This is a genomic window from Mycobacterium parmense (genome assembly GCF_010730575.1).
Classification (GTDB): Bacteria; Actinomycetota; Actinomycetes; order Mycobacteriales; family Mycobacteriaceae; genus Mycobacterium; species Mycobacterium parmense.
In genome coordinates, this window is record NZ_AP022614.1 from 3834012 (window position 1) to 3846882 (window position 12871).

The window sequence follows — 12871 nt, forward strand, 5'->3', positions numbered from 1 at the left end:
CGAACTCCCCGACACCCCTTAGGGCGTTTGGTGTGCTCCGAAATTTAGTTAGGGAATAAATTTGCTTACTGGACTGATGTCTTATATGTTCTTAAGCATAATCTAGGGCCGCGCATAGGCCGGGAGAAAATCATGTGGATCATCGAGCTCAACGTCGCCGGCTATCAGTACACGCGCGAGCTGCCGGACTTCAAACGGCGCACCTTCCGATTCAGCCCGCGCAATATGCACTGGGCGGCGCTCCGGCATTCGCACGCTGCGTGAGGCCGGCCGCAGGAGGTACGACGGTGCCCACCAGCGCTGAACCCACGGCGGAGCCCACATCGACCCGGCGCTGCGACACGCGCAAAAAGATGTTGCTCAGCGCCGCCGAGGTGATGCGGGAGCGCGGGGCCGCCGGAGTCACCATCGACGAGGTGCTCGCGCGCAGCGGCGCGCCACGCGGCTCGGTGTACTACCACTTCCCCGAGGGGCGCAATCAGATGCTGGCCGAAGCGTTGCGGTATTCCGGCGAGGCCATCACCGCGATGATCGACGACGCCGCCCGCTGGGGCGCACGCACCCTACTGCGCGAGTTCATCGAGTTCTGGGAACGGCTGCTGGCCGACGGTGGCTTCGCCGCGGGCTGCCCCGTCGTGGCGGCGGCGATCGGCTCTAACGACGACCCCAACCTCTCCGTCGAGGCGGGCGCCATCCTGCAGCGCTGGGGCGCCGCGATGACGCGGGCGTTCGTCAACGACGGGTTCGAGGAAACCGATGCCGCCCCGCTGGCCACGATGTCGATCGCCGCGCTGGAGGGCGCCGTCATGCTGTCCCGCTCCACCCGCAGCGCCGAGCCGCTGCGCCAAGTCGGTGAGCAGCTCGAATTCCTGATCAAGGCAAAGGAATTCGTGGTCCGCAACGGGATACCCGGCAAGAACGACGGCGCGCAGTAACCGTCAGTCGCTGGCGGGAAGCGGCTTGACCTCTTTGAGCTGCAGCCGCGTCTGACCGACGCTCAGGCTGCCGGCGCCCGCCTTGGTCACCAGCACCTCGGCCCCGCCCTCGTCGACGTAGCGCTTGCCCATGACGGTGCCGTCGGCGAACGACGGGTCGATGTCGCCGGTGCGCTCGGCACCGATCTCGACCATCGGGGCGCCGCCACAACGCAGGTCGTCGAGGCTCTCGGCGCTTCTGACGACGATCACCTGGGTGTCGCAGACCTGGCTGGCGAGGCGGGTTCCGTTCTTGATCATGCGTGCAGTCCCTCTAGCTCCTGGATGATCTCCCTGCGCAGCACCTTGCCGGTAGGGGTGGTTGGCAGCTCGTCGCGAAACACTACGCGGTCGGGTGTGCGTGATCCGCGCAAGCTCTTGCGTACGAACTCGCGCAGTTCCTCGGGGTCGGGTTCGGCGCCCGCGGCCGGCACGACGACCGCCACGATCGCCTGGCCCCACTGCGAATCCTCGACGCCCACCACGGCGACGTCGCGCACGTGGGGGTGCTCCACGAGGACCTCTTCCAGCTCGGCGGGCGCGATGTTCTCCCCGCCGCGGATGATCGTGTCGTCGCTGCGGCCGCCGATGAACAGGTAACCGTCCTCGTCGAGCATGGCGACGTCCCTGGTGGGGAACCAGCCGTCGTCGTCGAGCACCGAGCCGATCCCGGTGTAGCGGCCGGACACCTGCTCGCCCCGGACGAAGAGCTCACCGGTCTGTCCGGGCCCGAGCACCGCGCCGGTCTCGTCGCGAATCTGCAGCTCGATGCCGGGCACCGGCCGCCCGACCGATCCCAGCCGCTTGATCCATCGGGCCCCGTCTGGCCCCTCCGCCGACCGCGCGGCGCGGTGGTCGTCGGGCGTCAGCACCGCGATGGTGGAGCTGGTCTCGGTGAGGCCGTAGGCGTTGACGAAACCGACATCGGGCAACAGGTCCAGCGCCCGGCGGACCAGCGGGAGGCCCACCTTCGAGCCGCCGTAGGCGAGATTGCGCAGCGACGGCAGCTCGTGGCCGCCGGCCTCCAGCGTGGTGACGATGCGGTCGAGCATGGTGGGCACCACCGTCGCGGTGGTGACCCGCTCGGTGTTGACCAGCCGGACCCATTCCTGCGCGTCGAAGTTCGGCAGGTACACCATCTTGCGGCCCGCGTAGAGATTCGACAGCGCGGCCCCGACCCCGGCGATGTGGTACGGCGGCACGCAGATCAGGGCCGCGTCCGCCTCAGCGGCCGACTCGAACTCCACCGTGCCGGTCACATAGCTGGTCAGGTTGTTGTGCGAGAGCTCGACGGCCTTGGGCTGCGACGTGGTGCCCGACGTGAACAAAACGACCGCCACCGACTCCGGGTCTGCAAACTCCGCCGCGGGTTCGGCGTCGCGGGCGGCCGCGAGGAACTCGTCGGATTCCATGAGCCGGCCCGCGGCGTCGCCGACCATGTCCCGGTAGCGGCCGTCGACGATCACCAGCGGATCGGGCAGCCGCTCGATCAGCGCCCGGATGCCCTCGGCGGACAGCCGGTAGTTGATCGGGGTGAACGCGAGCCCGGCGCGCGCGGCGGCGAAGATCAGCGTCGGCAGCATGGCGCCGCCGATGCCGACGTAGACGACATGGCCGGCGGTGGACGCCGCGATCACGCCCGCCCCGCCGTCGGCGAGGTCACTGAGCTGCTGCGTCGTCAACCGCAGGTCGCCGGAGACGACGGCGGTGCGGTCGGGATTGCTCGACGCGGCCATCTCCAGCAGCAGGGAAATACTCACGGTTGAATTTCTCCGGTATCAGCACGTTACAAAGCCGGCCAAAAGTGTCATGTTTGACTGTAGTTTAGATCACCCGGTAGCCCGCGGGCTGAGCACCTCGGCGCCTGACCGACGGGCACCCACCCGGCGGTGCCGCCGACGCATGCTGCCACCGGGCTTACGTCCCGGTCCAGCGGGCCGGGCGCTTCTCGGCGAAGGCGACAGCGCCTTCCTTGGCGTCGTTCGAGGAGAAGACCGGGGTCAGGATCTTGTTCTGCTCGGCGAACATGGTCTCGCGGCTCCAGCCCCGGGACTCGACGATGATGCGCTTGGTGGCCGCGACGGCGAGCGGCCCGTTGGCGGCGATCCGCTCGGCCAGGGCGAGCGCCTCCTCGAGGGCGGTGCCCGGCTCGGCCAGCACGTTGACCAGACCCAGCCGGTGCGCGCGCTCGGCCGGCAGGTTCTCACCGGTGAGCGCGAGTTCCATGGCGATGGCGTACGGGATCCGCTCCGGTAGCCGCAGCAGGCCACCGCCGCCGGCCACCAGTCCACGCTTGACCTCTGGGATCCCGAACGCCGAGTCCTTGGACGCGACGATCAGGTCCGTGGCCAGCGCCAGCTCGGTGCCACCGGCCAGGGCGTAGCCCTCGACCGCCGCGATCAGCGGCTTGTCCGGCGGCCGCTCGGTGAAGCCCATGCCGCGGCCCGCCACGATCGGCAGCTCGCCACGCGCGAACGCCTTGAGATCCATCCCGGCACAAAAGGATCCGCCGGCACCGGTCAGGATCCCCACGGAAAGACCCGGGTCGCCGTCGAGCCGGTCCACAGCCTCGGCCAGCCCGTTGGCGACAGCGGCGTTGACCGCGTTCTTGGCCTTCGGCCGGTTGATGGTGATGATCAGGATCCGGTCCCGTTGCTCGACGAGGACTTCGGGTTCGGGATTTTCTTGGCTCTCGGTGCTCACGGTGGTGGACAGCTCCTTCGGCATCGGCGGCTGCTGACCGACCGATGGTAACCGCCGACCGAAGCCGCCGATAACAGGATTGTCGCCGGCGGAGAGTCCCGTTACCGGACCGACCGAACCCTCAGGCCGGCGCCATCGCGGTCTCGACGACCGTAAGTTTCTCGGAAAATCCTGCGGCGCGGCGTATTTCGATGAAGTCGGCGACCATGGCCTCGGTCACCTCGTGCGGGTCCTTGAGCGTCGCGCCGTCGGCGAGCACGGAGATGTTGAGCTGGTCGACGTAGCTCCACACGGTGATGTTGAGCCCGCTGCCGGCGGTCAGCGGGCCCACCGAATAGATCTCGGTGACCAGCGCCCCGCCGACGCGCCCACGCTGGCGGGGTCCCGGAACGTTGGAGATGTTCAGGTTGAAGATCTTGTTCTGCCCGTCGCGGCCGGACGCCCAGCGGAAGAAGGCCTGGGTGGGGGCGGGCGGCATGTAGGCGGCCCAGCGGCTCACCAACTCCGGGCCCATCAGCTGATTGCTCTCCTTCGCCGAGTTGGCGTTCTCGTGACAGTTCTGCACCCGCTCCAGTGGGTCGTCGAGGTCGGCGGGCAGGCCCACCAGCACCCCGGTGAAGTAGTTGCCGGAGATTCGCTCCGGGGAGAAGTCGAAGCTCATGGGCACCGACGCCAGCAATGGCTGGGCCTGGCCGTCGTACCTGAGCAGCAGCGTGCGCAGCGCGCCTGTCGCCATGGCCAGGACCATGTCGTTGATGGTCGCGCCGAGGCGCTTGCCGGTCTCCTTGACGTCGGCCAGCGCCAGGGTGGCGGTGGCGAAGCGGCGCTCCGCGGTGATCTTGTGGTTCATGAACGTCGGCGGCGGCTCGAACGGCCGGGTCAATTCGGGGGAGAGCTTGCGCGAGCTGCGCCGCACCCTGCCCAGGCCCTGCGCCGTGTAGCGGATGTTGTGGGGGATCCGCCCGACGTGACGCAGGTGATCGACGAACGCCGAGCTCATCAGCTGCCGAGAGCTGGGAGCCGGGTCGGCGACGTACCCGCCGCTCTCGGGCCCGGCCTGCAGGTCCATGCCGCGGGCCATCAAGTTGGCCGACGCGACGCCGTCGGCGAGCGCGTGGTGGATCTTGCCCACCACGGCGATCCGGTTGTTGGCCAGGCCCTCGACGAAGTACATCTCCCACAGCGGGCGGCTGCGGTCGAGCGGCGTGCTGGCGATCTGCCCGATCGCCTCGTCCAGTTCGCGACGGCCACCCGGAGCGGGCAGCCGCCAGGGCCTGATGTGGTAGCCCAGGTCGACGTCACAGTGTTCGCGCCACATCGGGTGGTGAAACTTGAAGGGCACCTCGACCAGCTGGTAGCAGAACGGCTCGAGCTTGTTCAGGCGGCCGCCGATGACCTCCCGGAAGGCGTCGATGTCGAAGTCGAGCCGGTCATCGGCCAGCTCGATGACGGCGGCTTTGATGGTGTGCATGTGCACGTTCGGCGTCTCGCTGTAGAGCAGTACCGCATCCCAGCCGCTCAGCCTCTTCACCGCTGCCCCTTGCCCATAGACGGACCATACTCAGCAACGGCAGGTCAGATGACCTCTTTGGCCCCGATCCGGGTCGTGCGATAGACCTGATTGAGAAACAGCGAGGCCGCGTGCGCCGCCGCGCCGGCACGCTCCCCGTCGACCAGGTCGTAGCCGTGGCCGGCGCCCGGCAACTCGAGGTAGCCCACCATCGAGTGCGACACGGCCCGCAGCCGGTCGACGAAGCTGCGCGCCTGCTCGACCGGGATGACGCTGTCCTTGCTGCCGTGAATGACGAGGAACGGCGGGGCATTTCGGTGCACCCGCTCGATCGGCGACGCGTCGCGGAACACCTCGGGATGACGGGCTATCGACTTCCTGACCACCACCCGCTCCAGGAAGTCGACGAAGCGCACCCGCTCCGGCGTGGACCGGTCGTGCCAGTCGTAGCGACCGTAGATTCCGACCACCGCGTCCACCGTGGTGTCGGCGCCCTCCGGCAGCTTGTTCTCCAGGGCCGGATCGTTGGGGGTCAGCCCGGCGAGCGCGGACAGGTGCCCGCCGGCCGAACAGCCCGCGACGGCGACGAAGTCGCGGTCGCCGCCGAACCTGTCGACGTTGGCGCGCGCCCACGCGACCGCGGTCTTGACGTCGATGATGTGTCGCGGCCAGCGGTGGTGCGGGGCAACGCGGTAGTCGATCGCCAGGCACACCCAACCCAGCTCGGCCAGGCGGGACATCAGCGCCGAGCCCTGGCCCATCGCCTTGCCGTGCACCCAGGCGCCGCCGGGAACGAAGATCAGCACCGGAGCCGGCTGAGCGGGAAGGTCTTTGCGCCGCCAGACGTCGAGCACCTGCGCGGGGTGGTCGCCGTAGTGGACCCCGCGGCGGTAGAGATAGCGGCGCTGGCGCATGGCGTCCCAGATCGGCGGGGTGCGTTCCGCGACCGGCCACTCCAAGTCCAGGTCCGCGGCGGACACGACGCCACGCAGGGCGGCCAGCGACACGTCGCGCGTGCTTTCGCGGTCCCGGCGCCGGGCCTCGCCGGTGCCCGGCTTGAACATGTCGCGCCTCATCGACGACATGAAGTCCGGGGCGTGCCGAACGCCCCACACCCCCATCGCGGTCACGCCGCCCAGGGGTTCGAGGTGCCTGCCGACCACGGGCAGCGATGCTCCCATGGTGGTCAAGGCCAGTGCGTAGTCTCCGGGACGGGCCCGGAGCAGCCATTTCACGCAGGGGGCGATGCTCGGTCCGTTAACCGTCATCAGGGCAGCCTACCCCCGACCGGATCGGCGAAACTGACGTTTGCGAAGAAGCCGGGCCGCCGGTTCGGCGAGCGCCGCCGAGCGATTGCCGATCCCGGTGTCGTCACTGTTCAGCGTGGTCTTTGCCATTCGCCGGCAAGCGGCCGATCTCGGCGGCGCGGGGCGCGTCAAGGGCCGCGAGGGTCGCGATCACCCGACCGCCGATCAGGCGGACGCCGGTCAGCGTCAGGCCCACCTGCGCGGCCAATGCGGCGGCGCTGTCCACTCCGACCCACGCCCAGCGAAACCAGGGCCCGACCTCGTATGCCGACTCCAAGCGGACCCACCGCGAATGGATGCCGATGGTCTCCACGTCGAACTCCGCCACGCATCGACCGCCGCGCGCCAGCAGCTCCACGGCACGGCCCAGGATGCGCAGCGGATCCCCGCCGAGGCCGACATTCCCGTCGACCAGCAGGACCGTCTGCCACAGGCCTGTTGCGGGCAGCGGCTCGAACACGTCACCGAGCAGCGCCGGCGCGCCGCCGCGCCCCGCCAACCGGATCGCGGCCGCTGATCGGTCGATGCCCAGGGCCGGAACGCCCAGCCGGATCAGCCGCGCCACCAGCCGCCCTGGCCCGCAGCCCAGTTCGATGGTCGGCCCGGTGCACATCTGCGTGACGGCTTCGTCGAAGACCTCGTCGGAGGCGTCACCAAATCCATCACCGGGTAACTCCCCACCCGGACATCGCAGCCCCAGCCAGCGGTGGGCCGGCAGCGGGCGCAGCTCACCGTCCTCGTGCCGAATCCAACATCGCTCGCCGCCAAGCGCCTGATCGTAGAGGTGCCCCAGCATTTCACGTCCCTCGCGTCGTGCCCGACCGGGCGGCCCGCGCTCGGTCCCCGGGCGGGACGTTGCGACGACGAACCGGCAAACGCGAACATTCTGGCATCCACCGCGTCGGCCGGCACTTCCACCGATACCCCGATCGTCGCTCGGCTAATCCAGCGATCAGGCGTGCACCCTGCCGTCGATGCTGAGCCGGATGGTCCCGTCGTCGCCGGCGCGCACGTCGTAGGCGGTGACCGGCGCGTCGCCCTCGGAGACCTCGCATCCGGTTTTCAGGTCGTAGGTTCGGCCGTGCAGCGGGCATATGACGACGCGGCCGTCGGCAAGCCCGTCGGCCAATGGACCGCCGCGATGCGGGCACACCGCGTCGAGGGCTCGCAGCGAGCCGTCGCGCAGCCGGAACACCGCGATCTGTCGATGCTCGACGACGAAGGTGCGGCCTTCGCCCACCGGGATCTCGTCCACGGGACCAAGGGAGACGTCGGTCATCGCACCGGCACCTGGGGCAGCGGAATCAGCGGCAGGGCGGACCGGAATTGATTGGGCGTTACGCCGTTTCGGCCCTCATTCCACGGATCACGGTACGCGTCAACCGATTTCTGCATATTCGCGTCGAGGTCGGCGGCGATTCCATCGCTGTCGTCGACGACGATCTGCCGGACCCGCTCGATGCCCACCCGCGGCACGAAATCGTAGGTGCGCTCCAGCCAATTCGCGTTCTCCCGGTAGTACTGCAGGAAGCGTCCGGTCAGTGTGATCACCTCGTCCGCGGTGCCGACGGTGGTCAGCAAGTCGCCCTTGCGAACATGTGAGCCCGCCGCTCCGCCGACGTAGATCTGCCACTGCCCGCCTTCGACGGCGACGACGCCGACGTCCTTGCACAGGGCCTCGGCGCAGTTGCGCGGACACCCGGTCACCGCCAGCTTCATCTTGCCCGGACTGGGGATGCCCTGGAAGCGCTCCTCGATCGCGATGCCCAGCGCCGTCGAGTCACCCACCCCGTATCGGCAGAAGTCGCTTCCCACACAGGTTTTCACGGTCCGGAAGCTCTTGCCGTAGGCATAGCCGGACGGCATCCCGAGATCGGCCCACACCGAGGGCAGATCCTCCTTGCGGACGCCGAGCAGGTCGATGCGCTGGCCGCCGGTGAGCTTGATCATCGGGATCCGGTACTTGTCGGCCACATCGGCGATGCGACGCAGCTGGTGCGAGTCGGTGACGCCGCCCTTGAGCTGCGGCACCACCGAGAAGGTGCCGTCCCGCTGGATGTTGGCATGCACCCGGTCGTTGATGAACCGGCTGTCGCGTTCGTCGACGAACTCGTCGCCCCACATCATGTGCAGCAGCGACGCCAGCGCCATCTTGCAGCGAGCGTCCTCGCGGCCCTCCGGCGCCAGGGCCGCGAACACCGATGACACCGAATGTAATTGGAGTTCGCGGATCTTGGCCATCAGCTCCGGCTTCTCGTACGGGATGCCCGGCACGTACCAGTTGGCTCCGGCGTCCTCAGACACCTCGGCCCCGGCCTCCGATGCCGCCCACTCGACGATCTGGGCGACCAGGCCCTTGCACGACCCGCACCCCTTCCCTGCCCGGGTCGCCGACATCACGCCCTGAACCGACGTCTGGCCGCCGTTGACGCAGCCGACGATCGCGGCCTTGGTGACCCCGTTGCAATTGCACACCTGCGCGTCGTCGGACAGTTCGGCGGCGCCGGTCTCGGCATCGGGCGCGCCGCCGATGTCGAACATCAGCGACACCCGCTCCGGCGGCAGCGGCAACCCCCGATCGAAGGCCTGCATCAAAAACGCCACCTTGCTGACGTCGCCGACCAACGTGGCACCGATCAGCTTGTCGTCGCGCACCACCACGGTCTTGTACACGCCGCGCCTGGGCTCGGAGTACTGCACGAATTCGTCGTCGTCGCGTTCGGGGCACTTGACACCCATCGCGGCGACGTCGACGCCGGCGACCTTGAGCTTGGTGGCGGTGCGTGAACCGTGATAGGCGGCACGGGGATTCGTACCGGTCAGGTGCTCGGCGAGCACCGTGGCCTGCTCCCACAGCGGCGCGACCAGTCCGTAGACCTGGCCCCGGTGCTGGACGCACTCGCCGACCGCGTAGATGTCGTCGTCGTCGACCGAGCGCATCTGGTCGTCAACGACGATCGCGCGCTCCACCGTCAGCCCGGCGCGCACGGCCAGCCCGACGTTGGGCCGGATACCGGCCGCCATCACCACCATGTCGCAGGGCAACCGGGTGCCGTCGGAGAACTCGATCTCCGACGGGAAGCCGCCCTCGTGGTGCAGCCTGGTGGTGCGCTTGCCGGTGTGGATCTCGATGCCCAGCGACTCCACCAACCGCCGCAGTATGGCACTGCCCTGGTCGTCGAGCTGGGCGTTCATCAGCGAGGGACCACCCTGCACCACACCCACCTGCAGGCCCCGGTTCTGCAGGCCGCGGGCGGCTTCCAGGCCCAACAGCCCGCCCCCGATGACCAGCGCCCGCGAGACCGGCCTGGACTGCCCCGCCGCGAAGTCGATCATGGCCTGACAGTCGTCGAGGGTCCGGAACCCGAACACGCCGGGGGCCAGGGTGGTGTTGTCCCGCCAGATCCCTTCCACCGGCGGGAAGAACGCCCGGCTGCCGGTCGCCAGGATCAGCTTGTCGTAGCGCAACGTCGTGCCGTCGTCGGCGTGCACCAGGTGGGCGAACGGGTCGATGCGCACCACGCGCACCCCGGCGCGCAGATCGATGTCGTTGTCCGCGTACCAATCCAGCGGGTTGAGGTAGATCTCGCCGGCGTCGTCGGAACCGGCCAGCACGTTGGACAGCAGGATGCGGTTGTAGTTGCCGTAGGGTTCGTCGCCGAAGACGGTGATGGAGAACCGCTCCGCGCCACCGCATCCGAGGATTTCCTCGAGCACCCGCGCGCCCGCCATGCCGTTGCCCACCACGACGAGCGAGGCCTGGCCGGTGCGACTGTGGCCGTTGGTTTCGGCTTTGACCTGTGTAGTCATCGGATCCCTTCGCAGTGCCTAGACTTCGACGAGCCCGATGTCGACGAACACCGTGCCGCTCAGCCCGTCGGGCGCGGCGACGAACACCTCCAGGACGGTGTCGGCGATCAGGTCCTCGACGACCCGGAGCGGCACGTGCACGGCGTCTTTGGCGCCGATAGGGAAGTAGCGCATCGGTGCGCCGTCACGCATCACCACGATGGTGACCAGTTCGTCGGTGCTGTTGCCGCCACGGAAGTACACCGGCTGCGAGATGGCCCCGGCCGGCACCACGTACCGCAGCGACGCGTCGAGCAGACACGGCGAGTCATAACCCTTCCCGTCGAATGTGAAGGCCCCCTGCAAGAACCGGGGCATGCTTTCGTCACCCATGCGTGAAATCTCCCTCCTGATCGGTGTTCGGTTCGGCGTCGGACGCCGCGTTGGACACCGCAACCGCGCAGACCTTGAACGACGGCATCCGCGAGTACGGGTCCAGGACCGGGTTGGTCAGCCGGTTGATGTTGGCCGCGCCGCCCCAGTGGAAAGGCGCGAAGACGGTGTCGGGGCGGATGCCCCCGTTGAGTCGAGCGGTCATCACCACCTCGCCGCGGCGCGTCTTCAGCCGGACCTTGTCGCCGCTGCCGATTCCCATGCGCTGCGCCAGAGTCGGGTGCAACTCGGCGACGGGTTCCGCTTCGCCCTCGGTGAGTTGGGCGACCCGCCGGGTCTGGGTGCCGGACTGGTATTGCCGCAACAGCCGCCCGGTCGTGAGGTAGTAGGGGAATTCGTCGTCGGGCAACTCCGCGGTGCGGCGCTGTTCGACGGGATGGAAGTGTGCGCGTCGGTCCGGCGTCGGGAAGTCCTCGGCGAACATCCGGGGGGTGTCGGGATACATCGCCGACGGGCACGGCCAGAACACGCCCTTGTCCGTCGCGATCCGCTCGTAGCTGATGCCCCGGTAATCGGCCTTGCCGCCCTGGCTGGCGCGGCCCAGCTCATCGAACACCTCCTGCGGCTCTGACGAAAAGCCATGCGCACCAAGTCTTTTCGCCAGATCTGCCATGACGTCGAGGTCGCTGCGCACCTCGTCGGGCGGGCTCACCGCCGCTTGCCGCAGGATGACCCTGCCCTCCAGGTTGGTCATGGTGCCCGACTCCTCGGCCCACTGCGTCGTCGGCAGCACCACATCGGCCATCGCGGCGGTTTCGGACAGGAAGATGTCGGACACCACCAGGAAGTCGAGCTCCGAGAGCTTGTCGGCGACATGCAGCGAGTTGGGGGCCGAGACGACGACGTTGGACGCCACCACCCACAGCGCCCGCACCCCGCCGGGAGTGCCGATGGCGCTGAGCATTTCGTAGGCCGACCGCCCCGACGACGGCAGGTCGGCGGGATTGACGCCCCACACCCGCGCGACGTGGGCCCGCGCGTCCGGGTCGTCGAGCCTGCGGTAGCCGGGCAACTGGTCGGCCTTCTGCCCGTGCTCGCGGCCGCCCTGGCCGTTGCCCTGGCCGGTGATGGTCGCGAATCCGCTGTACGGCCGGCCCGGCAGCCCCAGCGCCAGCGCCAGGTTGATGAAGGCCTGCGCGGTGTCGGTGCCCGTGCTGTGCTGCTCGGCGCCGCGGGCGGTCAGGATCATTGCCCGGCGCGCTTTTCCGGTACCGCCGCCGAGCATCCGCGCCGCGGCGACGATATCCCGCTCGGGCACGCCGGTGATCCGCTCGACCCGGTCCGGCCAGTACAGCCGCACTGCGCGGCGGACCGCCTCGAACCCCGCCGTCCGCTCGTCGATGTAGCGCTGGTCGAGCAGACCCTCGCGGGCAATGACATTCAGCAAGCCGTTCGCCAGCGCCAGGTCCGTGCCCGGGACGGGCTGCAGATGGATGTCGGCCCGGGCCGCGGTGGCGGTGCGCCGCGGGTCCACCACGATGTGTTTGGCGCCGCGGGAGCGACCCTCGTCGAAGTACTGCATGGCCGGCGGCATGGTGTCGGCCGGGTTGGAGCCGACGAGCAGGATGACGTCGGCCCCTGCGATGTCGGAAAGCGGGAAGGGCAGGCCACGGTCGATGCCGAATGTCCGGTTGGTGGCGGCGGCCGCCGACGACATGCAGAACCGGCCGTTGTAGTCGATCGCCGAGGTGCGCAGCGCAACGCGTGCGAACTTGCCGAACTGGTAGGCCTTTTCGTTGGTCAGGCCCCCGCCGCCGAAGCAACCCACCGCGTCGCGGCCGTGCTCCCGCTGTGTCCGCTCGAACGCGGAGACGACCCGCTCCAGCGCCTCGTTCCAGCCGGCCGGGCGCAGTTCGCCGGAACGCCCGTCACGAACCAGTGGGCGGGTCAGCCGCTCCGGATGCCCCAACAGTTCGGCCGCCGTCCAGCCCTTCGCGCACAGCCCGCCGCGGTTGGTGGGAAAGTCGCTCTGCGGTTCGAGACGGATGCGGTCACCCGACACGTCGAGGGTGATGCCGCACTGCAGCGAACAGTACGGACAGTGTGTTTTCGTCGGCGCCGACGCCATCGGCGATCACCGCTTAGCTGACGAGCCGGCCCTGCCGGCTCCGCTGTTCGAACCTCCCATGTCGCCT

The 12871-nt window shown here is 69.0% G+C and carries 12 protein-coding genes; 2 read left to right on the top strand and 10 right to left on the bottom strand.

What is annotated here, in order from left to right; genetic code table 11:
- Positions 1-132 precede the first annotated feature (132 nt).
- Both G6N48_RS28690 and G6N48_RS17740 read left to right on the top strand, forming a co-directional pair.
- Complete coding sequence (locus G6N48_RS28690) at positions 133-264, top strand: hypothetical protein (RefSeq protein ID WP_264051358.1); 132 nt, start codon at positions 133-135, stop codon at positions 262-264.
- Positions 265-353: 89 nt separating this feature from the next.
- The gene (locus G6N48_RS17740) at positions 354-935 is read left to right on the top strand and encodes a TetR/AcrR family transcriptional regulator (RefSeq protein WP_085271418.1); all 582 of its coding nucleotides are present in this window, start codon (positions 354-356) and stop codon (positions 933-935) included.
- A gap of 3 nt (positions 936-938) precedes the next feature.
- On the opposite strand, the gene G6N48_RS17745 is transcribed toward G6N48_RS17740, so the two are convergent.
- The 10 genes from G6N48_RS17745 to G6N48_RS17785 all read right to left on the bottom strand — a co-directional run bounded on the left by G6N48_RS17745 (position 939) and on the right by G6N48_RS17785 (position 12804).
- Positions 939-1235 (bottom strand): hypothetical protein, encoded by a 297-nt coding sequence (locus G6N48_RS17745; protein ID WP_085271417.1) that lies wholly within the window; start codon positions 1233-1235, stop codon positions 939-941.
- The gene (locus tag G6N48_RS17750; protein ID WP_085271416.1) at positions 1232-2734 is read right to left on the bottom strand and encodes a class I adenylate-forming enzyme family protein; all 1503 of its coding nucleotides are present in this window, start codon (positions 2732-2734) and stop codon (positions 1232-1234) included. Before G6N48_RS17750 ends, G6N48_RS17745 begins: the two co-directional genes overlap by 4 nt.
- Before the next feature lie 157 nt (positions 2735-2891).
- Positions 2892-3677 carry a crotonase/enoyl-CoA hydratase family protein gene (locus tag G6N48_RS17755; protein WP_139825988.1) on the bottom strand — a complete coding sequence of 262 codons (786 nt, stop codon included), beginning with the start codon at positions 3675-3677 and terminating at the stop codon, positions 2892-2894.
- 121 nt (positions 3678-3798) lie between these two features.
- Positions 3799-5208 (bottom strand): WS/DGAT/MGAT family O-acyltransferase, encoded by a 1410-nt coding sequence (locus tag G6N48_RS17760; protein ID WP_085271414.1) that lies wholly within the window; start codon positions 5206-5208, stop codon positions 3799-3801.
- Positions 5209-5252: 44 nt separating this feature from the next.
- Positions 5253-6455, bottom strand: a complete 1203-nt coding sequence (locus G6N48_RS17765) for an alpha/beta hydrolase (protein ID WP_085271413.1) — start codon at positions 6453-6455, stop codon at positions 5253-5255.
- 103 nt (positions 6456-6558) lie between these two features.
- Entirely contained in the window at positions 6559-7290 is a 732-nt protein-coding gene (locus G6N48_RS17770; protein ID WP_232066652.1) for a class I SAM-dependent methyltransferase, read from the bottom strand.
- A gap of 156 nt (positions 7291-7446) precedes the next feature.
- The gene (locus G6N48_RS17775) at positions 7447-7773 is read right to left on the bottom strand and encodes a Rieske (2Fe-2S) protein (RefSeq protein ID WP_085271412.1); all 327 of its coding nucleotides are present in this window, start codon (positions 7771-7773) and stop codon (positions 7447-7449) included.
- Positions 7770-10304 carry a nitrite reductase large subunit NirB gene (gene nirB, locus G6N48_RS17780; RefSeq protein WP_085271411.1) on the bottom strand — a complete coding sequence of 845 codons (2535 nt, stop codon included), beginning with the start codon at positions 10302-10304 and terminating at the stop codon, positions 7770-7772. The genes G6N48_RS17775 and nirB overlap by 4 nt, the downstream gene beginning before the upstream one ends.
- Positions 10305-10322: 18 nt before the next feature.
- Entirely contained in the window at positions 10323-10676 is a 354-nt protein-coding gene (locus tag G6N48_RS27715; RefSeq protein ID WP_169718461.1) for a molybdopterin oxidoreductase, read from the bottom strand.
- Positions 10669-12804 carry a molybdopterin oxidoreductase family protein gene (locus G6N48_RS17785; protein ID WP_169718460.1) on the bottom strand — a complete coding sequence of 712 codons (2136 nt, stop codon included), beginning with the start codon at positions 12802-12804 and terminating at the stop codon, positions 10669-10671. The genes G6N48_RS27715 and G6N48_RS17785 overlap by 8 nt, the downstream gene beginning before the upstream one ends.
- Positions 12805-12871: the final 67 nt, after the last annotated feature.

Bases quoted from the DNA above. Each gene is read 5' to 3' on its own strand.
- G6N48_RS28690 (WP_264051358.1), top strand. From the start codon at position 133: ATGTGGATCATCGAGCTCAACGTCGCCGGCTATCAGTACACGCGCGAG.
- G6N48_RS17740 (WP_085271418.1), top strand. From the start codon at position 354: ATGTTGCTCAGCGCCGCCGAGGTGATGCGGGAGCGCGGGGCCGCCGGA.
- G6N48_RS17745 (WP_085271417.1), bottom strand. From the start codon at position 1,235: ATGATCAAGAACGGAACCCGCCTCGCCAGCCAGGTCTGCGACACCCAG.
- G6N48_RS17765 (WP_085271413.1), bottom strand. From the start codon at position 6,455: ATGACGGTTAACGGACCGAGCATCGCCCCCTGCGTGAAATGGCTGCTC.
- G6N48_RS17770 (WP_232066652.1), bottom strand. From the start codon at position 7,290: ATGCTGGGGCACCTCTACGATCAGGCGCTTGGCGGCGAGCGATGTTGG.
- G6N48_RS17775 (WP_085271412.1), bottom strand. From the start codon at position 7,773: ATGACCGACGTCTCCCTTGGTCCCGTGGACGAGATCCCGGTGGGCGAA.
- nirB (WP_085271411.1), bottom strand. From the start codon at position 10,304: ATGACTACACAGGTCAAAGCCGAAACCAACGGCCACAGTCGCACCGGC.
- G6N48_RS27715 (WP_169718461.1), bottom strand. From the start codon at position 10,676: ATGGGTGACGAAAGCATGCCCCGGTTCTTGCAGGGGGCCTTCACATTC.
- G6N48_RS17785 (WP_169718460.1), bottom strand. From the start codon at position 12,804: ATGGCGTCGGCGCCGACGAAAACACACTGTCCGTACTGTTCGCTGCAG.